This is a genomic window from Cryomorphaceae bacterium 1068, from assembly GCA_027214385.1.
Taxonomy (GTDB): Bacteria; Bacteroidota; Bacteroidia; order Flavobacteriales_D; family Cryomorphaceae; genus JAKVAV01.
This window is the reverse complement of the sequence record JAPVXR010000006.1, coordinates 17,437-40,384: the sequence shown is the minus strand read 5'-3', so window position 1 is coordinate 40,384 and position 22,948 is coordinate 17,437. Positions and strand designations below refer to the sequence as shown.

At 42.6% G+C, this 22,948-nt stretch carries 19 protein-coding genes; 5 read left to right on the top strand and 14 right to left on the bottom strand.

Annotated features, from left to right (window positions below; translation table 11 throughout):
* Nucleotides 1-3 precede the first annotated feature (3 nt).
* The 5 genes from O3Q51_09455 to O3Q51_09435 form a co-directional block, all read right to left on the bottom strand.
* Nucleotides 4-1,506 (bottom strand): aminotransferase class V-fold PLP-dependent enzyme, encoded by a 1,503-nt coding sequence (locus O3Q51_09455; protein MCZ4409034.1) that lies wholly within the window; start codon nt 1,504-1,506, stop codon nt 4-6.
* Between the two features lie 291 nt (nt 1,507-1,797).
* The gene (locus tag O3Q51_09450; protein MCZ4409033.1) at nt 1,798-2,193 is read right to left on the bottom strand and encodes a VOC family protein; all 396 of its coding nucleotides are present in this window, start codon (nt 2,191-2,193) and stop codon (nt 1,798-1,800) included.
* Between the two features lie 35 nt (nt 2,194-2,228).
* Nucleotides 2,229-3,500, bottom strand: a complete 1,272-nt coding sequence (locus O3Q51_09445) for an erythromycin esterase family protein (protein ID MCZ4409032.1) — start codon at nt 3,498-3,500, stop codon at nt 2,229-2,231.
* Nucleotides 3,501-3,630: 130 nt separating this feature from the next.
* Nucleotides 3,631-4,125 (bottom strand): hypothetical protein, encoded by a 495-nt coding sequence (locus O3Q51_09440; GenBank protein ID MCZ4409031.1) that lies wholly within the window; start codon nt 4,123-4,125, stop codon nt 3,631-3,633.
* 75 nt (nt 4,126-4,200) lie between these two features.
* Nucleotides 4,201-4,641, bottom strand: coding sequence for a helix-turn-helix domain-containing protein (locus O3Q51_09435; GenBank protein ID MCZ4409030.1), 441 nt, complete (start codon nt 4,639-4,641; stop codon nt 4,201-4,203).
* A 232-nt stretch (nt 4,642-4,873) separates the two neighbouring features.
* Between O3Q51_09435 and O3Q51_09430 the strand changes: the two genes are divergently transcribed.
* Entirely contained in the window at nt 4,874-5,653 is a 780-nt protein-coding gene (locus O3Q51_09430; GenBank protein MCZ4409029.1) for a nuclear transport factor 2 family protein, read from the top strand.
* Nucleotides 5,654-6,018: 365 nt separating this feature from the next.
* Nucleotides 6,019-6,519 (top strand): hypothetical protein, encoded by a 501-nt coding sequence (locus tag O3Q51_09425; GenBank protein MCZ4409028.1) that lies wholly within the window; start codon nt 6,019-6,021, stop codon nt 6,517-6,519.
* Between the two features lie 105 nt (nt 6,520-6,624).
* On the opposite strand, the gene O3Q51_09420 is transcribed toward O3Q51_09425, so the two are convergent.
* The gene (locus O3Q51_09420) at nt 6,625-8,895 is read right to left on the bottom strand and encodes a CotH kinase family protein (protein ID MCZ4409027.1); all 2,271 of its coding nucleotides are present in this window, start codon (nt 8,893-8,895) and stop codon (nt 6,625-6,627) included.
* 210 nt (nt 8,896-9,105) lie between these two features.
* Between O3Q51_09420 and O3Q51_09415 the strand changes: the two genes are divergently transcribed.
* A complete protein-coding gene (locus O3Q51_09415; GenBank protein ID MCZ4409026.1) occupies nt 9,106-10,371 on the top strand; it encodes a DUF2254 domain-containing protein in 1,266 nt (421 codons plus the stop codon).
* A gap of 129 nt (nt 10,372-10,500) precedes the next feature.
* Here the strand turns inward: O3Q51_09415 and O3Q51_09410 are convergent, their stop codons facing one another.
* The 4 genes from O3Q51_09410 to O3Q51_09395 all read right to left on the bottom strand — a co-directional run bounded on the left by O3Q51_09410 (nt 10,501) and on the right by O3Q51_09395 (nt 16,129).
* Nucleotides 10,501-12,597 (bottom strand): serine hydrolase, encoded by a 2,097-nt coding sequence (locus O3Q51_09410; GenBank protein ID MCZ4409025.1) that lies wholly within the window; start codon nt 12,595-12,597, stop codon nt 10,501-10,503.
* Nucleotides 12,598-12,669: 72 nt separating this feature from the next.
* A complete protein-coding gene (locus O3Q51_09405) occupies nt 12,670-13,857 on the bottom strand; it encodes an AraC family transcriptional regulator (GenBank protein ID MCZ4409024.1) in 1,188 nt (395 codons plus the stop codon).
* Nucleotides 13,858-13,969: 112 nt separating this feature from the next.
* Nucleotides 13,970-14,842, bottom strand: coding sequence for an aldo/keto reductase (locus O3Q51_09400; GenBank protein ID MCZ4409023.1), 873 nt, complete (start codon nt 14,840-14,842; stop codon nt 13,970-13,972).
* Between the two features lie 240 nt (nt 14,843-15,082).
* Complete coding sequence (locus tag O3Q51_09395) at nt 15,083-16,129, bottom strand: DUF4421 family protein (GenBank protein MCZ4409022.1); 1,047 nt, start codon at nt 16,127-16,129, stop codon at nt 15,083-15,085.
* Between the two features lie 276 nt (nt 16,130-16,405).
* Between O3Q51_09395 and O3Q51_09390 the strand changes: the two genes are divergently transcribed.
* The gene (locus tag O3Q51_09390) at nt 16,406-18,859 is read left to right on the top strand and encodes a mechanosensitive ion channel (GenBank protein ID MCZ4409021.1); all 2,454 of its coding nucleotides are present in this window, start codon (nt 16,406-16,408) and stop codon (nt 18,857-18,859) included.
* Between the two features lie 300 nt (nt 18,860-19,159).
* Nucleotides 19,160-19,900, top strand: coding sequence for a hypothetical protein (locus O3Q51_09385; GenBank protein ID MCZ4409020.1), 741 nt, complete (start codon nt 19,160-19,162; stop codon nt 19,898-19,900).
* Nucleotides 19,901-20,022: 122 nt separating this feature from the next.
* On the opposite strand, the gene O3Q51_09380 is transcribed toward O3Q51_09385, so the two are convergent.
* The 4 genes from O3Q51_09380 to O3Q51_09365 all read right to left on the bottom strand — a co-directional run bounded on the left by O3Q51_09380 (nt 20,023) and on the right by O3Q51_09365 (nt 22,891).
* Nucleotides 20,023-20,982, bottom strand: a complete 960-nt coding sequence (locus O3Q51_09380; protein MCZ4409019.1) for an alpha/beta hydrolase — start codon at nt 20,980-20,982, stop codon at nt 20,023-20,025.
* 88 nt (nt 20,983-21,070) lie between these two features.
* Nucleotides 21,071-21,523 (bottom strand): hypothetical protein, encoded by a 453-nt coding sequence (locus O3Q51_09375; protein MCZ4409018.1) that lies wholly within the window; start codon nt 21,521-21,523, stop codon nt 21,071-21,073.
* A gap of 36 nt (nt 21,524-21,559) precedes the next feature.
* On the bottom strand, nt 21,560-22,084 hold the full coding sequence (locus O3Q51_09370; protein ID MCZ4409017.1) for a hypothetical protein: 525 nt from the start codon (nt 22,082-22,084) through the stop codon (nt 21,560-21,562).
* A gap of 78 nt (nt 22,085-22,162) precedes the next feature.
* On the bottom strand, nt 22,163-22,891 hold the full coding sequence (locus O3Q51_09365; protein MCZ4409016.1) for a DUF6090 family protein: 729 nt from the start codon (nt 22,889-22,891) through the stop codon (nt 22,163-22,165).
* Nucleotides 22,892-22,948 lie beyond the last annotated feature (57 nt).

Sequence of the window (22,948 nt, the reverse complement as noted above, 5' to 3'; positions counted from 1 at the left end):
TGATCAATGGGTTGATGATAGTTTTTGAAGTCTTTGATTGATCTTTCGACCTTCTTCAATGATGATGTCGATGCACTCTTCGATGTCCTTTTCGGTCGTTCTGAAATTGACAATGCAAGCTCTCATGCAATACCTCTTTTTTACGATTGCATTGGATAAGAACATTCGGCCACCGGCTTGTAGCTCGTTTACTATTTCTTCATTCAATGTATTCAAATACGTATCTCTTTCTTCGCCAAATAGCTCGAGATTATCGGGAACGTATCTGAGTGTGTTAATACTCAAGTTTTGCGTGATGGCCTCCAGTTCGGTGTTTTTGACGGCCAAGTCATGGAAGTGCTCTGACAATTCGATGTCTTCTTTTATAAGCTTCTCGTAGCCACTTCTACCTATTTGCTGCAAGGCCAGCCATACTTTTAATGCACGGAATCCGCGTGAGTTTTGGAGTCCGTACTCAAAGAAATTCACTGACCCACCTTCTTCCGTTAGACTAAAATTGTAATATTCGGGATGTGAACTGTAGGTGTCGATCAGGTGTTGGGGATTTTTCACCAAAGTGCAACCCGCTTCCAACGGACTGTAGAGCCATTTGTGTGGATCGAGCGCAATGGAGTCAGCGTCTTTTACTCCGGTGAACAATTCCCTTAACTCGGGAATAACGGCAGCGGGAATGCCATAGGCACCATCAATGTGAAACCACAAGTCGTAGGTTTTGCAAATAGCGGCAATGGCTTCGAGATCATCCACGACACCCGTGCTCACATCTCCTGCGGTGCCCACCACCATAAAGGGTTGGTGTCCACAGGCCAGATCCTCTTTTATGGTTTTCTCCAAAATAGCATTGTCCATTTTATTGGAGTCATCAGTCGGGATCCAACGCACCGATTTGGAACCATGTCCAAAAAGGATGGCTGCTTTGTCAATCCAAGTATGAGTAGATTTCGGGCAGTAGGTGATCAGTTGGTTTGTCGTGTTTGAAAGACCGTCTTCTTTGATGCTCTTGGGTGTTTTGGCGGTTCTCGCAGCGAGGAAAGCGGTAAAGTTGGCCATATTGCCACCGCTCACCAATACGCCGCCATAAGTGGGGGAGACCCCAATAAATTCAGCCAACCATTGAATCGTTTGCTTTTCGATCTCGGTGGCCATCGGACTCAGTATTTGTCCGCCCACGTTGGGATTGACCGAAGCCGCCAGCAAATCTGCCAATGCTCCGATTGGCGCAGCCGACGAGGTGATGAAACCAAAAAACTTTGGGTGGCCGTTGAACAGCGAATTGTCCATTAATAGTTGAGCGGCAGAGTGGATCAACTCTTCAGCGGGCTTTCCGTTTTCCGGTAAGGAAGAAGTCCCCAGCTCTTTTTGCAATTCCAACGGAGACTTGGTTGTGGTGACGGGTTTTTCGCCAATGACATCAAAAAAACCAGCTATGGTGTCAACGAGCTCGTAACCGATCTTTTGAAATTCGGCCTTGCTCATTTCTATGGAGTTTTCTCTTTTCTGTGTCATTCTAGTCGGGTGATTTATTTAGGGATGCGCCCTGAAAAAAGGCTCTTTGCAGTTTAGTTTTTTGTCGGAAGTTTTGCCTTTCGGGTTTCGAAAAGTACTAGAATATGCGGGGTCATCCCAATCATTGAATGGAATAAAAGTAATGTAGGGAATGCTCGCCCTAAAATTTGCCAGAGACTGGTGAACATCCGGATGAATGCTCTTGACTCACTTTTCTTCTACAGTCCTTACCGATAGTTCTGAACTATTCTAAGTACAAACAGGAGTGATCATACCGACCCAAAAATGGGCTTACTCAGCTTTCATTGGAGTGCAAATCTCAATGAGGAATCCATTGATATCTCTCACGTATCCTACTTTTTGACCCCAAGGTTTTTCGATGAGTGGCTCAAATGGGATGGCTCCTGCGTTTAGCGCTTTTTGAAAGTCGGCCTCGATATCTTCGGAAGTAAAAGCCAATTCAATGCCAAAAGGTTTGTCGGCCGATGAGCTCTTTTGAAAACCACTTTTGAAATTTGAATTGCCCAATTCAACAGAGGCAAATGCGATAGTGGTTTCTCCTGTGGCCAGCTCACCGTAATCGTTTTCGGGGGTGATAAACTTCCGTTGGAAGCCAAAGGCATTTCCATAAAACTCGATGGTGGCAGTCACGTCGCGGACGTAGAGGATGGTGTAGGCGAATTTCATAGTTCTAGCTGATTAAATTTCCGAACAGAACGCTGCTATTGCTTCCATTCTATCGTTGTTGGATAATTGGTATGATCGATATAAATCAAACAATCGTAAGAATTGGAAAGGTCAATTTCCATCATTGGGTTGTTATCATCATTGAATGATTCTGAAACATCCGTACGAATGGGGACGGACTTTTCAAAAAGAGGAAGATCAGGCTCGGCATGAAGAAGACGGCGGATATCGAAGAGCAAATATGGGCTATTGAATTCAGCTAACTCTTTGGTTAATGACGGTACCTGAACCGAGGGCAATTCCCATTTCTTAAACCCATTGGAAGAGTATGCGCCAAACTCTCCTTGATTGAACGTAAACCCAATGGAATAGTACTCATCACCAAACCATTTGCTCAAATAATAGCCAAGAATATCGTAACCAAACAGGACAGATTCTTTAACCACATGTCCATTATGAGCCCAGATAGCGATTTGACTGTCTTCTCCGAGTTGTTCCATGCACCACATTACATTCCGCGAAGAAAACTGATCGCGCAGTTCTACTTGTATCATAAACTCATCCTGTGAAATGTAAGTGGCATATTGGCGGGTTATTTCGGAGATCCGTTGGGCCGTGGCATAGTTCTTTTCTCCTCCTGAATTAATCAGTTCATCACGGTGCTCTGATAAGAATCCACTGAGTTCGTAGTACAAATTCCAATAGTCCATTACTTCCACACGGCTGTGCTGCTGAAAAGCGACTACGGGCTGTTCTTTTATAAGAAGCGCTACCAGTTCTTCAGACGCTGCAGAATGCTCCGATAAGTAGTTTTCCAGCCAAGGCAGATTGTTGTGCATGGCGGTCATTTCCATCCCAAATACCTGAAAAGGTTGGTCGGCGGTAAGGTTGTGATTACGGACGTCAATGAGTAGGTTCTTAAATTCTTGGGTGCGGTAGGTAAACCAGCCGGACTCCGCAATCAGCGAATCGATATTTCCGTTTCCATTGGTCACGTAATCATTCCACAAAACTGCCTGTCCAAAATCTACTTCCAGCACCAAAGCGTCATATCCCTGGTTGATCAGCGTCTTAATTATTTGGTGCTTCAATTCGTAACACTCCTTGGTGTAGTGGCTCACTTCGCCCAATCCGATGATCGCAGCACCGTCGGTTATGGCGCTGATATGGTTCGAAAGCACCTCGTCGTGCTGCGATTGAAATGGGTAGATGAATTCTTTGGAGTTACCTGTAAGCAATTGGGCGAATGAAGACAAGCTCAAGGCAATGAATAAGCACATTAAGGAATTTTCGAGGCTTCTCTTCATTGGTTTTCGGACAAATTTAGAAGGAATAATTTCTTACCGATTTTACAAAAACAAACTCATCAATAGTCGAAATAGGTGAAGCAGGGCTTTGGTGGTTTGCTCGCGCAAGCAATGGAGCTTTGGTGAATTTCTATGCTTTCCACTCGTTCAAATATTCAAGAAACGCGTCAGAACGCGAAACGAATCCGTTGTCAACTACATAGGCCATCAAAAATAAGAATCCGAATCCTACCGCCATCCCTTTGTAATATGGACTCGAAAGGAACATCAAGAGTGCTAGAGAAACGATAGCCAGGATGGGGTAAATCTTCATCAGCGTTTTACCCGCTTTATTGTCGTTGGTATGTTTGACAATCTCCTGTTCGATTGCCTCTTTCTCAGATTTTTGGAAAAGGGCAATACTTTCTTTGGCATGTGCAGGTCGACTAAAAAGAATGTATCCTCCATAGCCTATCAATATCACCAGCATCAGCGCGATAGGAATAGTGGCTCCTTTCAGAAATTCTACCTCACTTCTTATTATGCCGACTAAGGCGGCAAGAATCAGCACACCCAGCCCGATCATGATATGCCCTTGAGTGACCTCGCTTTTTGCCCAATTGTTTGCGTATTCGATAAAATCCATGAATGGCGATCTTCTTTATTTTAAAGGCGTTGAATGTAGTAATCTGCTTTTTAGATACAGCGTGAAATATCCTAATTAATCCAGATACTCCCGTTCGGCAACTTTCTCTCGGTAGCCATTCACGAGAGCTTTGCCCATCCCTTCCTTATCAGACCGCAAGAACTCCATGCCTTCTCCATCCTGAATTTTGGGATGTACATCTCTGAGATGGTTATCGCTCCAATTGGCCAATTCTACAATAACGGGTGTGAGCGCCAATCCTTTTTCGGTCAGCAGGTAGATATTTGTCTTCTTGTTGTTGGGTAACTTGTTTTTCGTAAGGATACCCGCCTCTTCGAGCATTTTGAGCTTTGCCGAAAGAATATTGGTGGCAATGGCTTCAGGACTGTTAGTGAAATCCTTAAAGGTTTCCGCTCCCTCCATTAGCATCTGTTTCACGATAACTAGCATCCATTTATCGCCAACTATATCAAGGGCTGAGGTGATCGGGCAATCGCATCTAAAATCCTGTGGCATGGGACAAATTTCATGAAAATTACTTTTAAAATGAAATTAATCTTCAATTATTACTTGCATTTAAAAAGCTATTGTGTAATTTTGCTTTCATAAAGCAAGCAATAAACTATAGAAAATGAAAAATACGATAACTCTTCTAACGCTCACAGCCCTTTTATGGGCATGCCAAGACACAAATTCACAAACAGCGCAATCAACTATTAGTGAAACGAACACAAAAACATCCAAAACAATGACTAATAAAGAAACGGTAGGCACCTTCTTGGGCGCCGTACTTCAAGGAGATGAAGAGACCATGCGTGAGCACGCCAATGACGATTATATCCAGCACAATCCATTTATCCCAACGGGACTTGAGCCATTTATAAAAATGCTGCCCGTGCTTCAGGAAAATGGAACCACCGCCGAAAACGTGAGAATGTTCCAGGACGGAAACTATGTTTTCATGCACAATATCTGGCGAAACGCCGCTCCTTTCGGAGCTGATGAAATGGTGTCGTTTGACATTATACGTGTAGATGAAAATGGAAAAGTGGCTGAGCACTGGGACGCCATGACTCCCCTTGTTAAAGAAACTGCGAGCGGCAGATCTCAAACCGACGGGCCGACAACTCCCAAAGACCTCGACAAAACTGAGGAAAACAAAGCGATTGCAAAGTCAATGGTAGAAGACATCTTGATGGGAAAGAACCCCAGTAAGATCGCCGACTACATCAGTGCCGAGCAATACGACCAGCACAATCCTGGTATCAAAGACGGCCTATCAGGCATTGTAGAAGCCGTGGAATACCTCACTTCACAAAACAACATGTTTAAGTACACGAAGATTCACAAAGTACTGGGCGAAGGAGATTTTGTGCTAACCGTAAGCGAAGGCCAGTGGAGCGGAAAGAGTCATGTTTTCTACGATTTACTCCGATTCGAAAATGGCAAAGCCGTCGAGCACTGGGATGTGATTCAAGAGATTCCTACCGAAGGATTAGCGAATCAAAACGGGATGTTTGGGTTCTAATTACAATTTCCAGGCCGCCTCAGAATAAGGGATACACCTTTGATTAATTTTAAAGGTCAACCCCATATGCACACATAGCCTATGGGGTTTTCCTTAATGACCAAGCAAATGAATGAGGTGTCAATCTCTCTGAGCTCGTCAAAACAGTACATATGCGTATAGGCGAATACCGAGATCCAGATTTACAAGTATTGATCCAAAGAACGAGAGTGCCTTATAAATAGACTGATAACTATCCACCCGTCAGGGCTACTCTATTATTGGGATCAGTTTAAAATTGGTGAATACTTGTCGGCAAATCTGATTCGTCTACTTTTGGCTTGTTGTAAGTCAGATAGCAGTTTAATAGGTCTATAGAAAAGAAAATGGAGCAAGTACATAAGGAGTCAACTTTTATAACGGTTTTAGCGTGGATACTCATCGTACTATCGGCACTTTCAACGGTGATGTCCATTTTTCAATTGTTTTTTTTCAGCTTCATTTTGGAAGTGTTGGACTCATTATTTGATTCATCGGTTAGCTTGTGGGATAGCATACAAATCCTCTGGGTATTCGCATATCCGTTGATAATCATCTACGCATTTATCAGCGCCATCGGACTTTTGAGGAGAAGAAATTGGGCAAGAGTCTCTTACGTGATTTTGTTCGGTATTGGAATTGCCTATAATGTCGGTACGCTTATCTATACGATGAATCCTGCAGGGGAGTATTTTAGTGATTTTGACGGGACCGATCAGGAATTAGATGGATTTGTTTTTACAGTTGGTCTCTTCTCAATTCTTGTGGCACTTGGTTTTAGCGTTCTCTATGGATGGCTTATTAAAAAATTGACTTCAGAGAAGATCAAAATTGAGTTCAATGTGTAAGTCTCTTTTGAGATCACTTCAGAAAGGGTTGCAGAGCACCTGAACTCGACAAAGCGCTATCGTTTAGTTATGCAAATTATGATCAAGAGGTCGGCAAGTTGACGGCTAGTAAACCACCAACTTCGTTCTCAAGCTACCAGCCGTTACCACGTAAAATCCAGCAGTCCAGTCGCTCGCGTCTATGATAATGGTATCTCGCACCGATCCTTGGAAAACGGTTTTTCCTTGGAGGTCGTAAACGAGGATTTCCTGCGTGGTGGTTTCAAATCCTGAGAGTTCAATCGTGAAGTTTTCTTGCGTCGGATTGGGGTAGAGCTTCATCGTACCGTCTTGATTTACCGCTTCCTCAATACCCAATGGCACATCGTTTTCCGCAGCAAAGGTCGGCTCCATAAATTGGAAAGTTCCAGTCCCGTTTGGCGAACGCCCAAAGGAGATATCCGTAGTTTGTTCATTGAAAGTGATGGCATCGAGTAGAGTGAACTCAGAATCTGAAAGGTAAATAGACTCGCCGCTAGCCGATAGTTTGAAGTCGGCATGAAATCCTGTTTGGTCAAGATCCTTATCGGCCCAAACCACGAGGTAGTCATCGGCTTGTAAAATGGCTCCTTCCGGAAAAGTAAATATTCCTAGTTCAGATTCGTCATCACTCAAGTGGTAGCCATCTAATTCTACCGTTTCATCGCCACGGTTGTAGAGCTCAATCCAATCATCGTATTCTCCGTCTTGGTCAATGGCAGTGGCATCATTGGAAGCCATAAACTCGTTGATGACGATATCACCAATCACCACATTAGTGGCAGACACTGAATAGAATTCGTGCTCGGCATTGGTGGGAGAGAAGGCTCCGATATCATCGTTTTCGGCATAGAGGTAGTATTCCACTAAATTGCTCTCAATCGGCATTTCTGCGCCAAAGACGCCGTCATTTGCCGATCCGTCATTGTGCATGCCGTCGTCAAGCAATTCTACCTTCTGAAAGGGAGTATTGGGCTCCGATCGGTACCCGAGAAAGGCCGTGTTCTCGTTGAGAATTGTAGCTGTAACTGTAATAGGCTCTCCAACAGTCGGTGTCTCAATGGATATTTGAATATCGTCTATGGTCGGCTGAGTAGCTTCAAAATCATCTTGATTCATCAAGTAGCTGTATCGCCCGTCCATCAAATTGGTAATGCCCGGGACGCTCATTCCGCCTGGGCCAGGGCCTCCTCCTCCGATATCCGAATTGAGGTTGGAAATGAAGTTGTTGTAGGTGTAAAACTTGTTGTCGTCGGCCTGTACATCGGCTGCGATAATATCTTGCAGTGCCTCTGCCGCTGCGACATATTGATCGTCATTGGCGAAGTGATCTTCCAAGATGGTCTTGCAATGAGCGAGGTACATTTTCTTGTAAGAAGGATTGCTCAGCAATTGACTTATCAATGGGAAATCCTCGTCGTTTTCGTGAAGAAGATGGCTCATCTGCTGTTTCGAGGTGGTGTTATTGAGATTTCCAGATCCCGTCATGGAGAAGGTTCCGAATGACTCATTGAGATCCCAAACCACGGGAACGAATCGATCGTTGTCGTCACGGTAGAGGTAGTAGTTCTGTTTGAATCCGCCGATGTAACTGTCCAAGTTGACCAAAATATTGTCGAAGGCCAACATCCAGAGTGCCCGGTCTACGTCTAGGATCTCCTCAATATCTCCGATGTGGTTTTCTAACGTGTCACACAGGTTGATTAAGTCTTCCCAACCAAAGTCAGACTTGAGCTCGTAGGCTTCATCGTAGTCTCCGCTGTCTTGACCCAGATAAACCAGATCGGGCAATTCATTGCTACCAGGACCCGCGCCATCCACGGGATTACATTTGATAAATGTATTGTCATTTGAGCCAAAACGGCTATTCACAAACTTCTTTGACACCGATTCTGAATTGCTGTAAAGCCCGATCAAATCTCCGTTTACATATACATTGGCATAATTGGAAAGCGGAGCGTCCATGTAATCTCGTAGGATTTGGTAGGAGAGGACCTCTCGTAAAAATGAGGGATCCTTGGCCACATTGCTCAACTTGATATCCGTGTATCCGTCGTGCTCGTGATCCTTGTAAGTATCGAGTTCGATATGAAACGGATTCTTGACTTGGTTGGCATTGTAAGTGCTGTTTCCCTTGTACTTCACACCTACGCTGTCGTATTCCAGTCCGTTGATCAAAACGCTTTGCGCCATGATGTAATCGCCGTCTCCTGCTTTTTCAGCGTCTAGCAGCGCATCCCAATTCGATTCCTCAAAAGTGAGCTCGATGGTTTGGATGGTGTTGATATCGTAAAAAGATTGAGCGGTGCTGATCAATGAGAGCGCCAAAAGGGCAAAAAGTGAAAAGAGTTTTTTCATGCTGGACGTACTTGTGCTTTCTCGCATCGAAAATCGATGAGCGAATGATAGATTTAGTGAGTATTCGAAGTGTAATAGTCCCTTGGACTCAAGGACAAAGAAATGGTTTAATTGGAGGAGAATTATTCTTGGTACGAACCTTTTGGCATATTTGCCTAGGTCTTTAAGTTATTATGCTTATCCTTTCAACACGGTTCAAGTTTCACATTAATGAAGAATAAACTTACCCTTTTCTGGTCCAAGCTGAAACAACGGCTTTGGTTTAGACCTGCCTTGTTTTGTGCAGCTGCTATTGTACTAGCCTTGATAGCTTCAGAGGCTGATGGAACTTTTTTAGATGATCTTGTTCCCGAAATTAAAATGGAATCAGTAAAATGGCTCCTGGATACTATTGCATCCAGCATGTTGGTTATATCCATTTTTGCAGTTACATCAATGCTTTCCGCATTTTCTGCAGCACAAAACGCAGCAACACCTCGATCTTTCAAACTAGTAATTGCCGACGATGTCTCCCAAAATGCGCTTTCTGTATTTATAAGTGCGTTTATATTTGGAATAGTTGCATCGGTTGCTATCAACAACGGTTACTTTGGAAAATCCGGGAGATTTATTTTGTTTCTTTTTGCATTGGTATTTTTTGCCTTAATCATCTTGGTGTTTTTGCGTTGGGTAGATCGTATTTCAAGATTAGGCCGTCTTGAGCATACCATCCATAAAATAGAGGAAGCTACCAGCATAGCTATCATTGAACGACTCAAATATCCTTACCTCAAGGCTAAGCCATATGATAACAATCAGCCTCCAAGCACTGCGGTGTTTAGCAACGTAACGGGCTATATCCAGAGTATTAATTTTCAAAAACTTCAAGCTTTCGCGGAAAAGAGGGAATTGACGATCCGTATTAATTCTATGCCGGGGAGATTTGTCAACCCCGGAACACCAATTGCATTTATCAATATTGACGGACCATTAGAGAGAAAAGAAGTAAATCAAGCTATCAATAAGGGCTTCTCAATAGGTAAAACTCGTGATTTCGATTCCGACCCGCGATTCGGTCTGATCGCACTATCAGAAATTGCGAGCCGCGCCCTTTCAACGGGTATAAACGATCCGGGAACGGCAATTCAAATCATCGGTACCAATGAACGACTATTTTATTTGTGGGATCAATACTCACCTGAATCTGACGAAAGGGTTAAATATGATCGTATTGAGGTTCCGAAGCTCAATTTGGAGGATCTGTTTGAAGACTCCTTCAGAGCAGTTGCCCGTGACGGTGCGGGTAATATTGAAGTCATGTTGAAGATGCAAAAGGCATTTCATTCGCTGCACCTCATGAAAAATAGAATCATTCGAGAGGCATCTCTCAAGCATTCAAAAGGAGCTTTTAGCCGAGCTGAGCAGTCTATGGCCAGCCCTGAAGATATAGAGCTGTTGAGAAAAAGTGCTTTATTTTCTGAGAACAGCGGCTCCTAAAATTTTATCATCTGCTCTAAGAACAAATAAAGGCATTTCGTCAGAAGTTCCATTGGTTATTGAACTATCAGCAGTAGGGAGTTGGAATTCTGAAACGGGTTGAGATATTTTCGATCGACTCTTTGGCGATTACATCTCTTCCAGAACTTTGCTCGATAATTGGTTGCCATCTTCATCGATAGAAACCATCCAAATATTGGTAGTGCAATCAAAGACATCGCCATCAGTGCAATGTTGTGTGGTTCCTTTGATCAAATAACCGGTCGGTGTAATTTCTGCCGTATAACCATATTCATTCATTTTTTCACCAAAGGTGTTTTGCCACACCTTCTTTCCTTTTTTATTGGTCTTTATGACGAACATATCATAATTGCCCTTGCCGTATGAACTTGTCGAGCCAACGATCAAATAACCATCTTCCGTATCGATGATTGAGCTAGCCTTGTCGTAGCTGCTTCCGCCAAATTGCTGAGACCAAATCTCATTCCCGTTCTCGTAGTTTTTGGTAAGCAAAATATCTGAGGCTGATCCATCTACAGAACCAATAGTCGTGACGCTGATCGTGCCACCTGCGATTTCAATTTTGGGTTGAAACTGCAAATTGGATTTCTTGGCGAACCTATTATTCTTGGCGCGACTCAGGCTAACTGAAATGGCAACTACACGGTCGAATTCATCTCTTTCCACTTTGAGAATATAGTTGCGTACCAAAAAGTCATCTTGGTTTAGAACCTCTACTTTTCTCTTCTTGCTCCACCCGTCTAAGTCGATCATTAAGTCGTTTTCTACCAAGGATAGGCTAAAGTTCATGTCCAACTCATCGCTGTAGTACTTGCCTACAAAACTCTCGTAGTCTGCTAGTGTAGGCTCTTCAATTTTATGCTTTTTAAAAATGGTCGTCTCTCCGTCAGGATCGAAAAGCACCACTTCTGTTTCAAAAAATCCGATTTTTAGGTTCTCGTCATAACTGGCATGGTAGAGATTTTCTTCCTCCTTAATAATCGGAATAGAATATTGGTTGGCGTATTTCCAAACGACATTACCTTCCTCTTCTTCGATGCGAATCAATCGACCATCAGATGCGAGATATTGTCCTTTGAAGTCCTTGGAGAGTTTTTTCGTGGGAACTGAGTCAAGACGAGAGGCGTATTCAATCGGGGTCACTATTTCTTCTAAGAATACACTGGCTATTTCGTCAGCCAGCCCTCCTGTCCATACTTTACTATTGCTGCTCATCACAAATATGGAAAGCTTCTCTTCAGGATATCTAACCATTTGCGAACCGTAAGATCCTGTTCCACCTGCGTGATGGACTGATATATATCCCAGTTTATCCGATAGTTCCAACCCAAATCCATATTGTTCAATTTCACTATTTGGAATAGGCTCCTGACTTTTTATCAATAGTTCGTTTCCAGATTCTGTCGCTTGCTGAATCAGTATTTCAAAAGAGAGTTGATCATTGAGAGTAGTAAATAGAAACCCTTCGCCATAGGTGCTTGTCATCATTGGGAATTGCTTCCATTCCCCATCTCCCCAATCGGAGTAAGGCAGGGCTTGATTAGGAACAATTCGCATGTAGTCTTCCAAAAATCTAGTTTGATTCATTCCCATTTCTTCAAAGTAGCGCCTTGAATACTCGTGAAACTCCTCTTCCGTAATGACCTCTATAACTTTGGCTAGAAGTATATAGCCTGAATTACTGTATTCATATTCTGACCCTGGTTCAAAAGCGACGGTTTCTTGTTGCGTTAAAAACTCTATCACTTCGTCGTTATCAAGACCTTCTCGTCTCCACCATGGATCTTGTTGAATGCCCATCAGATCGCAGTAATCTCTTACACCACTCGTGTGATTGAGTAAATGACGGATTTTGATCTCCTCTTTGACTTCAGGATACAGATCTGGAATAAACTCGCGGATGTCATCTTCCAAGCTAAGCTTTCCCTTCATAGAAAGATCCAAAACCATTAAAGCGGTAAACTGCTTGGCGGTAGAAGCGATATTTGATCGGGTATTTTCATTGGCAGGAACCATGTGCTGGAGACTAGCCATGCCTCGAATGCTTGTATAGATGATCTCTCCATCTTTGACGACTCCGACCATAACAGAAGGATCTTCTGTACCAATCTTCGAATTGACCAATGAATCGAGCTGAATTTTCCGGCTTTGACAAAAGGTAGCGATTGCAAAAAGCAAGGCGGGTAGCAGAATCAATTTTTTCATATCTAGGGCGATTTGTTTTGTCAAAGGTGCACTTGGTAAAGGCTGCTATCGCTGCAAATCTTGATTTGAGACCTACTCATTTGTTAAAGATTCAAGGAAATCTTTAGGCGAAATGGAGGTATTCTTTTTAAACGCTCTATTGAAAGTCGCCTTACTGTTGAAGCCACATTCCAATGCCACACCGAGCAATGTTTTTGAAATATGTTCACCTGCCTTGAGTCGTTGCTGCACCGCTTCTACTCTAAATTGATTTACGTAGTCATTGAAGTTCATTCGGAAGCCTTGATTCACTACAGTGGAAATTAGTTTTGAAGTCGTACCTAATTCTTGAGCGACATCGGTGAGGGTTAGTCTCGGGTTTTCATAGAGCCGATTTTCACCCATCAAATGTTGAAGTTTTGTTTTCCATTCAACAATTCGGGCTTCGTCTAGCTGATTCGGCTTGGTCTCTTTTAGCAAGGAGGAGTCAGGTTGAGATTTATCATCCTGCTCGACTTCTTTCTGTTCAACCTTTTGATATTTATTAAATCCTGACTGACCAATCTCGGAAAGTGTTGTGTACTTCACTACATTGGTGTACCCCGCAATCGCAACATATGAAAAGATGAATGAGAAGGAGAGGTAGTACCAAAATTGACTGCCAAATTCTCCCCAATCGGGGTTGATAATAAAAAACAGCACTCTCAAAATGAGAATACCTAAAAACGCGATCGTAAAATTTCGGATCCACTGAAACAAGATGGTGTCGGCATAACTTACCTCATTGAATATCCGTTTCTTGTAATCTGTGTAGTATTTTAAGCTGAGAATTAAGTAGATCGCCATCGAGAATAAGCCCGATGCCTGATACCAATTCGCCAGATCTTTATCCCGTCCATCCGCATAGAAGTAGAATTCATCGAGGATTAATTTGTCGGTAACGAAAACGACTAAACTGTAGACCCCATAGAGAACGGCAGGCAAAAAGTGCAAAAATTCCCGTTGTGAAAGACGAAAACCACTGTCCAGTAAGCTTTTCATGTAAAAGAATACCACAGGACCTATCAGGAACACTTGCATGAAAGGGACAAAGAATAGAATCTCGCGGGTAACGCCTCCTGAATACCAATTCGCATACCCCAGCATATAGGGCGTGATATACATCGTGCAAAGGAAGAGTAAAAGGCTTAGCCACTTGCTTGCTTTGTTCTCTCGAAGTACTCCTATTCTCAAAGTGAGCAGAGAGAACACCAAGCCGAAAAAGAAAAAGATAAGCAGCAAGGAACTTTTCTGTCCAAAGCTGAAAGGAAAATCAAAAATCAAGTTACTGTCTATTGTTTCAGATCCCTAAAGTAGAAATTGGTGGTGGATTTCGACTGATGGCCGATTCGAATTAAGGCACCTTACGCCCCTGACTTGCTTTCAGTAATTCAAACCAATCTTCCAATTCCAGCTCGAGTTCCAATGCGCGGCTGCTGTTTTTGATTCGCTCGCGATTGGTGGTGCCGATCACCGGCGAAACTTTGATAGGATGTTTTAGAATCCACGCAAGAAGAAGGACATCTTCGGTTGTTTGGTACTTGTCAGTAAGCGATGCCAAAATCTTTTTCACGCGTTGACTTAGCTCGTCGTCCTTTTTGAAAACGCTTCCCAAAGGACTCCAACTCATCGCACGAATGCCGTTTTGAAGAAGGTAATCAAAAGTGCCATCTTCCATGGCAGAGTGCTGGGTCAGGGAGAATTCCACTTGATTTACCGAGATATTGACCTTGCCGGAAACCAGGGAAACCTGTGAAGGAGTAAAATTGGAGACTCCGAATTCCTTGATCTTACCCGATTCCAGAAGGTGCGTGATGGCTTCGGCAATTTCATCGGGGTGCATCAAAGGGCTGGGGCGGTGGAGCAGAAAGGTATCGAGGTAGTCCGTCCCGAGGTTTTTAAGCGATTCCTCCGCACTCCATATGATGTAGTCTTTGGAGTAATCGTAATGCTTGATTGAGTTGTTTCGCGATTTTCCATCGTATTGGATACCACATTTAGTGATCAATTCAATTTGATCTCGACTGACGTTGCTTTGCCGAAAGGCCAAACCAAACTCTGCTTCGGTGGTATAATCGCCATAGATATCGGCATGGTCGAAGGTGGTGTTTCCGTTTTCGACGCAAGACTCAATGAGTCGAGTTTGCTCGCTTTGTGAGAGTCGCTTTCCCCATGCTCCCCAAGACATGCAGCCGATGATGATTTTAGGTTCCTTAGTGCTCGCCATTTTAATTTTCAATAAATTTCTTCTTCCCCAAGGGGATCAATTTCCGTGCATTAACGGATGGAATTTCCAACATGCTCCTGCATCTTTTACCCCGTCAAAACTATTAATAAAGGCTTGCCTATTTCCTTTGTGCTCAAAGGAACAAGTACAAATTCTCTTTATATATGGGTGCAAAAGATTAATTTCCTTTTCAAGAAACATTGTCGAAGTGAGTACAACGATACTGTCTCTCCCTTAGCTCTACTGCAACTTTTTTTCCACTGATTTTACTGGCTTCTCAATAAATCGAGGAGCTTTTATCCGGACTCCGAAAAAGAGGTGATAGAGGAGACGTGTGTCAAAGTTTATCGCAGTGGTACTTTCTTGACGGTAGCGCGTTTCTGACAAGGTGGCGTAAAGACCTGTATAGAATCGATCGCCATTGTAACCTATTCCCGTTCTTCCATCGAGTCTGAGCACGAGGTTATCGCTATTCGTAACCAAATCCCCATCGGGAAAGCGAGTAGTGAGCTTGGTGCGTAAATAGCCCATATTGGCAGATCCACCCAGAGAAAAGTAAAAATTCTCATTCATGACGAAGGTATAGGCGTATCCTGGGCCTATATCAACTTCAGTATTATTTGATTTTTGTGTGGTATTCCCATCAGATTGGTCATCTATAATATAGTATCTGAAATTAATCATTGGCATGAAACTTCCTGCACTCTTCAATTGGCGCTCCGTTTGGGTCGTTAAACTTCGCAACGAGAAATTTGTGTTTTGCGAATACCCAGAACTTATTCGAAAACCTCGGTATTTTAAATCCGGAAAAAGGAGATACTCACCTTCTTCAAGTTCTGAAATCAGTTCATCCGAATTTCTCAAATAAAAACCATTCACGGAATTGTAAGCGAGATCAAGAAACCAATGGTCAAAGATGAGTTCAGTTTGCAGCCCAAAGTTTTTTGTAGTACCCCGCTGTTCTGTATCGTCATTGCCTGGAATAAAGGTTGGAGCATATTTAATTCCAACGGAAAGAAATCGATAGTTCAATTTTAACTTCAAATTGGTTGGTGTGTTTGGGTATAATACGAGTCGTAAATCATCTGTTCGCAACTCAAATCGGTGAAAATCGTTATTGGCTGAGAGATCAATGGCTAGTTTATCGTTCATCTTTTCAATCCATTTCTCCGAATCGAGTGCAACGATTGTGTCTTCGCCTTGTCCAAACAAAGCTGGAGCTACCGAATTCAAGAATAGCAGAAGAATACCAATTCCGACAGGATAATTCTGTTTTCGCGCGATCATTGCCAAAATTGCAAATTTGTGAAGTATCAATTCCAGTGTTTGGAGCTGAAAAGTATGAAATTGATTGTGAAAAGGGTACAAAGCTGAGGTGAAAAGGACACAACGTTTTACGCCTAGTGAAAGGGACTCTAACGAGAGATTAAAACGAAAACTTTTGAAAGCACTGCTTTCATCTAATATGGTGCACATTACTGAAAAATCAAGTCGAATTAAATCATAACACAATCATTTATCTTTGGCCAGAATAATTTTCATCACTCTTTGTAAGACACCTGCATGAAATTTCGCATTTATTTATTGGTGCTACTAGCCATTTCTTTTACAAGGATTCAAGGCCAGATTGATACAGCATTAAAGCCTATTGTCGTTGATTCTTCGATACGCGAGGTACTTGAGGATAAAATGTTGGAGAGCAGTAAAATGCTGGAAGGGGAGTTGCGTGAGCGCAGTATTTTAAGCCGACAAAATCTGCTTTTTAATGGCCTTAGAACGGAATTTCAAAAAGCCCGCGATTATTTAGAGCCTGGTATAGACACAGCCTCTTATGAAATAGGAATTAAGAAGATTAAAGAAGGCGCTCAAACGGCTTTTGATGGTATTTTTTACAATCAGGGAACCATACAAACTTCACGCAACTTAGCGACATCATCAGCTTTGCTTCTCGGGTTTGAAAAGAATCTAGAGCTCAAGAAGGAACAGATTGATCGGACTAAGGAACGCCTCGAGGGTTTTAGATTGCGCATTGATTCCGTTGCTAGCGACACCTTATTATTTTATTTGCCGAGAGACTCTGCGGAAGTTGAGGAGTACATTCAAAAAGTAGCATCGATCCGAAGTGATTTTGGCCCAACTGAAAAGATGCTAGATGCTTATTTGAAAAAAATGGGTGCTACACAGGTCCGAGCCAATGTTATGATCGCCAATTTGAGGCTTAAACGAGAAGAAATCCGCAAATTTCAGGAGGAATTGTCGGGGCTTTCGTTCAAACGAGAATTGGCCAATATTTATGGCCCTGTTGGATATACCAGGCCGTTTGAGGAAATAATTCATTACTCAGCACTCAAATCATTCTTGGTGCTCATTTTTTATATCGAGAATCAGGTATTTCAAATCCTTCTCTTGCTCTTCGTTTTCTTTCTGATAAACAGGTATATTAAGAATTTAAAGCGCAATATTTTCGCGGCAAAGTCATCGAATCAAACAGACTTGACCCAAGAAGCTTTAAAATCTCCCGTGCTATCAGCATCCGTCATAACTCTGGCTGTGGGGCAATTCATTTTTCCGTCACCTCCATTCGTATTTGAGGCATTGATATGGATCCTTATCACCATTATGCTTGCAAGGGTGATTTGGTTTGAGACCTCAACGTTTTGGAAGTTGTCTTTCTCGTTTCTCTTTTTGGTGTTTTTAGCTACTTGTGCCTTGAATCTCGTTTTGCAAGCTTCCAGATTGGAAAGAGAATTTATGTTGATACTTTCATCTATAAGTCTCGTCTTCGGAATTGTGGTCGTTTTCAGCGGGCGTGTGACCGAACTTCGACAACGTGGAATTTTTCTCTTCATCATTGTATTCTTGGTGTTTGTTGCGGTTTCCATTTTTGGCAATGTCTTTGGGAGGTATAATCTGAGCAAGGCAATGTTTACCTCAGGCGTCTTTAATATTATCATAGGCACATACCTCTTGTGGACCATGCACTTGATTAACGATCTATTCGCCCTAAGCGCAGAAGCTTACAGAGAAGATGAGAAGAAAAGATACTACGTAGACTTTGACCGAATAAAGAAAGAAACCCCGTCTTATTTATACTACTTGGTTTTCTTGGGTTGGTTTGTTTTGGTTGGGAGGAATTTTTACATCTATGAAGAAATTGCTTTCCCGATAAAGCAGTTCTTACAGACTGATTATGCTATTGGCTCATTGGAATTCAGCATCACAGACATTCTCGTCTTCGCAGGTATTTTATTGATTTCAGCGGTGAGTTCGAAATTGGTTTCGTATTTCGCGGGTGACGGTGAGAATGTGAATTCAGAAGACGTAAGAGGAGGTATAGGTAGATGGGTATTGCTAATCCGAATTGTCATAATCACCTGTGGAGTCTTACTCGCCTTTGCGGCCACAGGTATACCACTGGATAAAGTTGCCATCATTTTTGGGGCATTAAGTGTTGGTATTGGTTTTGGTCTGCAAAGCCTGGTAAGCAATTTAGTCTCGGGCTTGATTATCGCATTTGAAAAGCCTCTGAATATTGGAGATGTGGTAGAAATAGCCGGGCAAAAAGGAAAGATGAAGAGCATCGGCTTCAGAAGCAGTACCGTTACATCTTTTGACGGAGCAGATGTTATTATTCCAAACGGAGATTTATTGAATAACCATTTGATTAATTGGACGCTCAGTAGCAAGTTCAGGCGCGTTGAATTACTGGTAGGGGTGAATTACGGAACCAATCTAGAAGAGGCTTCGGTGATTGTGATGGAAATACTCAAAGCGGATAAACGTATTCGACGGTCACCCGAACCGGTTGTGTACGTCAATGAGTTTGCAGCCAGTAGCATTGACCTACGGATTCTTTTTTGGGTACACCAAAAGATTTGGCTCCAGACAAAAAGTGATACCATGAAGCTGGTCAAAGAATCCTTTGATAAAGCAAAAATTGAAATACCGTACCCGCAAATTGTTTTGAATCAACCAAATGATCAGGCTGATTCCGCTCCTGATGAAACAGAGACCTAGGCAGAGATTTTTTTTCTGAGGTAAGAGTATAGAGCTTCAATGCATTTGGTGATTATCGTTCAGCTTTCTGAAACGGTTATTCGCACAGGTATCATCGGCTTTATGGTATTACCTTTTTGAAGTTGTCCGACTTCCTTTTAACCGATTTTATTACTTTGGCGCTTAAATTAATCAGCTATACATATGTCTCTTTTCAGCCTTGGTCGCTTAAAGCCTGTATTTGTCACTCTATCTCTGCTTGTTCTTTTCGGAGGGAACCTATTCTCACAAGACAAAAACTCATTAGACAAAGTGTTTCTGATGAGCGGTCTAATTAAAGTTGGTGACGTAAAAGCTCAAGACGAAACCACTATTACAATGCATTTGACAGGACAAGATATACCCGTTCGGATTGATAAATCAGATATTGTCAGAATTGATTTTGGAGATGGCGAAACTGAGCTACTAAACTTCGGTTTGCCACCAAGAACTTACGTCGATTGGGAGACGAAAATGAAAATGTATCAGAATCGCATTGCCGTTGTCCCATTTGTGTATGCTGATGCTTACAATAAAAACGTGAAGGAGAATATTAGCCTTATCGTTCAAAAAGACTGTATAGAAGATTTAAGGCGCGTAAATGATTACCTCAAAATACAGCCTGCAGATTCTACCAATTTGCTTTTGGCGCAGAACGACATCGATTGGACCAATATTAGAGATTACTCTCCTGGTGAAATTTGTGACAAGCTAGGTGTTCAATATGTTGTGTATGGCAGTGTTTTGGTCACTCCAATATTTGTCACACAAGACGGTTCGGATTCTTTTGCAACTGAGAATCAATCTTTGGAAGATCCCAAAGGCCACAGAACGGGAGCTTCCATCTCTCCAAAGCATTTCGAAACTATAGTTGATGTCAATATTTTTGACGTTTTGGGAGAGACAGTCTACACCAACGCCCAACAATCGTTCTGGGATACTCCAAATGCCTATCACATCAACTTGGATTACCTGATCAACGAATCTCGATTCAATCAGCACAAATCGCATTACAGCAATTAAGAGTTAGGCGAATCTAAGTCTTGTGTAGTTAGTCTTTAATTAGATGATTCCCGAAGTGAAAATCATAGAAGCTACTGTATCTATGCACTTCTAATGAAGAAGACAAATCTGAGTAAAGCGTCTTAATGATTATTTCGATTTAAAAATTCAAGAACAGGTAGCAAACTCTCTTTTGGACTTTCTTCCATCGGTACATGTCCCAAATTTGGAAGAATAACCAATGTACCGTTCGGTAGATCTTCGTGAAACCGATCTGCCGATTCAATTGGGATCAATTGATCTTTTTCTCCCCAAAGGATCAGTGTTAGAGTTTCGATTGATGGTATTCTCAAATAAGCGGCTGTGTCGTTCTTTGCCTCAAACCGATCCAGAAAAGCTTGTCGGTTCCCCTCTCGTAATGTCAGCTCAAAATAGCGATCTACCAGTTCATCATTTACCAGCGATTTATCGGCATAAACATTCTCTAAGCTGGATTTGGCAACAAAACGAGGGGTAATGAACTTGAAAATATTTTTTAGCACAGGTACTTTTGCGATTTTAAAGGCAATCGGTTCAATGCTCGCTCTATTAGGATATCCGGCGGCATCGATTAATATTAGCTTGTCGACCATTTCCGGGTGATGTTCCGCAAATCGCCAAGCTATTCCTCCGCCGAGGGAATTTCCTGCTAGAGCACATTGATCTATATCTAACTCGTCTAGAAATGATTTCAAAAAGTCCACATAGTGTTCTTTAGAATAGTCACCATCGGGAAAGGGACCCGTCAATCCGTAACCCGGGAGATCCATGCGGATAACCCGATGTTCTTCCTGCAAGCGATCAGCCCATCCATCGAAGGTATGCAGGCTGGATCCCGTTCCGTGGATCAAAACTACCGGGATAGAATCGCTCTGATTGCCCTCGTTGGCGTAGTGAACGTCCATTCCTTCAAGTGGCATAAACTCAGATGACGTCAAAGCATATTTGTCTTTGAGATCCTTCAGCGGAATATCGGAATGCCCAAAAAGTAAAACCACCAAGAGAATGGGAAACCCTAGCGATGTGAGTAGGCGTAGGAGAAGACCTTTCTTTTTTTTCTTCATTAGACGCCGAAAATATCATAAAAACTTACGCGAATTCGATCGATAGAAAATCGTTTGAGAAGGTATCGGGCATATGAACACCCGGCATTCATTTCCAATTCTTCAGCTTACGGACCAATTCCTTCTTTTCTTCTTGATCGTACACCTGAATGGTGATTTCAACTACTGAGCCAAAAACGCTCGATTTTCGTTGCTTTCCGATGAAGATAATTTCAGTGTACTCTGAACGCTGAATTTTCAATTTCTTATTGGTGGCTTTAGAAAACGCAATCGGGTAGTCGGTCATAAATAAGAACGGGTTGAATCGAAGTGGGATAACGTGAATGTCGCGCTGACCGATAGCCACAGTGCATTTTAACGGAAACCCGAAGGTATCTCCCGTTTTGCGTTTGGCTATAGCCGTTACGCGTTTATTATCGTAGATATCGTAATCTGAAAGAGTAAGGCTTTTGCGGAGTGCCCTGATTACATTCCATCTGATCAGAGAGACCAGCAAGATGATGCCGATAATAAGTAGTCCTATTGTGAGAAACCAAGTCATCTATCCAATGTCCTATTTCAACACTTTTTGCTTAAACTAAAAAATGTGTTTTCGCTGCCAGTCCAATATGCCGATATATGACTCCATAGTTTGCGCATTGAATTCCTCAGGTTCCTCCATCGTGGTTAGATTATCGCCAAAAGCCCTCTTCATTCCTTTTTCGACGTCATCAGGTCTATTGCAATCTTTCAATTTCCGGCATAGAGACTCATGTCGCAGACTATCTTGAAGCAGTGCACCAATGTACTGTTTCGCCTCATCTCTGTCTTCAATAGGCGTTTCCAATGTTCTTTCTAACGATTCTCTGGTTCCAAAGGCTAGATTGAAAGACATCCCGGCCTGACCGGGAACGGAGTATCTCATAGCGGGAACTTCGATCCGATTTGAGGGATCTTTTAAAAACCTTGGTCGCCACACAGAGCGAGCCAGATAGACTTGCCGCGCCTTATCCCTGTCAAATCCATCCATCGCAAAAGTTTGGATGTGATCAGCAAACTCCAACACTTCTTCGTCCATCAGCACGGCGATATCATCGAAAAGGGCGAAAAAGCTAGAAGCCATAAATGTCAGATTGTGTTTAAGGCTTTTGCAAAAAAGTAGACAAATCTAAATGTTACGTATGAAACCAGCTAGGTAAAGCTAGTTTTCAAGTCGTTGAATTTCACGTTCAATATCGGCGATAAGCTCACTCGCACCATCTCGGGCAGTGCGGCAGTGGGTCCCGACAAATGCCATATTAATCCCCTTCCATCTTACGACCTCCCTGAACTCCTCATCTTCAAGCAACGCGTTGTAATTTAAGGGTGTAGCATGAAACCATCGGTCCATTTTTAAACGACTGAGAAGCACCGGCGAGACCACCTGGTTGTAGTTCATTACTGCAAATTCCTGTTCGTACTTCAAGTATCGGTCATAATGACCGGAGTATAGATTGGTTAAGCCAAGGCGGATGCTATCATTGCTGATCAGGCCAAAGCCTTGAGCTTTTAAGTTATCGTATGCCGATGTGTTGAGATTGGACAAGCCTTTTAGGAATATCCAGCCATAATGAACTCCCATAGAGTCGTTCCAAGGCGATTTCGACTCGAGGGCCTCTACAACCAATCTCGAAGCATTCGCGCTCTTGACGTACCATTCAAGATTTGCCGAATGGTCAATTGAATCTGTTCGCAGATTGACCACCAACTCTTTCAGAATTTTGATTTCTGCATTCCGCAGTTTTCTGTTTTCGTTTGCATTGTTGATCTGCAGCGCTATGAGAATACCGATGACTACCAGGACGATTTCGCCAGCTGCATAGATCAGGTACTTCGAGAATTTGCTTTCGGCTACCAATTTTTGACGGATGCGTCTAAAGAATTTGATCATATACTATTTGTATTTCTCATCTAGAGCTTTCAATGGATTGTCGGAAAGACCAAACAA

Coding starts and splice junctions, on each gene's coding strand:
- O3Q51_09455 (MCZ4409034.1), bottom strand. CDS start 1,506: ATGACACAGAAAAGAGAAAACTCCATAGAAATGAGCAAGGCCGAATTT.
- O3Q51_09450 (MCZ4409033.1), bottom strand. CDS start 2,193: ATGAAATTCGCCTACACCATCCTCTACGTCCGCGACGTGACTGCCACC.
- O3Q51_09445 (MCZ4409032.1), bottom strand. CDS start 3,500: ATGAAGAGAAGCCTCGAAAATTCCTTAATGTGCTTATTCATTGCCTTG.
- O3Q51_09440 (MCZ4409031.1), bottom strand. CDS start 4,125: ATGGATTTTATCGAATACGCAAACAATTGGGCAAAAAGCGAGGTCACT.
- O3Q51_09435 (MCZ4409030.1), bottom strand. CDS start 4,641: ATGCCACAGGATTTTAGATGCGATTGCCCGATCACCTCAGCCCTTGAT.
- O3Q51_09430 (MCZ4409029.1), top strand. CDS start 4,874: ATGACTAATAAAGAAACGGTAGGCACCTTCTTGGGCGCCGTACTTCAA.
- O3Q51_09425 (MCZ4409028.1), top strand. CDS start 6,019: ATGGAGCAAGTACATAAGGAGTCAACTTTTATAACGGTTTTAGCGTGG.
- O3Q51_09420 (MCZ4409027.1), bottom strand. CDS start 8,895: ATGAAAAAACTCTTTTCACTTTTTGCCCTTTTGGCGCTCTCATTGATC.
- O3Q51_09415 (MCZ4409026.1), top strand. CDS start 9,106: ATGAAGAATAAACTTACCCTTTTCTGGTCCAAGCTGAAACAACGGCTT.
- O3Q51_09410 (MCZ4409025.1), bottom strand. CDS start 12,597: ATGAAAAAATTGATTCTGCTACCCGCCTTGCTTTTTGCAATCGCTACC.
- O3Q51_09400 (MCZ4409023.1), bottom strand. CDS start 14,842: ATGGCGAGCACTAAGGAACCTAAAATCATCATCGGCTGCATGTCTTGG.
- O3Q51_09395 (MCZ4409022.1), bottom strand. CDS start 16,129: ATGATCGCGCGAAAACAGAATTATCCTGTCGGAATTGGTATTCTTCTG.
- O3Q51_09390 (MCZ4409021.1), top strand. CDS start 16,406: ATGAAATTTCGCATTTATTTATTGGTGCTACTAGCCATTTCTTTTACA.
- O3Q51_09385 (MCZ4409020.1), top strand. CDS start 19,160: ATGAGCGGTCTAATTAAAGTTGGTGACGTAAAAGCTCAAGACGAAACC.
- O3Q51_09380 (MCZ4409019.1), bottom strand. CDS start 20,982: ATGAAGAAAAAAAAGAAAGGTCTTCTCCTACGCCTACTCACATCGCTA.
- O3Q51_09375 (MCZ4409018.1), bottom strand. CDS start 21,523: ATGACTTGGTTTCTCACAATAGGACTACTTATTATCGGCATCATCTTG.
- O3Q51_09370 (MCZ4409017.1), bottom strand. CDS start 22,084: ATGGCTTCTAGCTTTTTCGCCCTTTTCGATGATATCGCCGTGCTGATG.
- O3Q51_09365 (MCZ4409016.1), bottom strand. CDS start 22,891: ATGATCAAATTCTTTAGACGCATCCGTCAAAAATTGGTAGCCGAAAGC.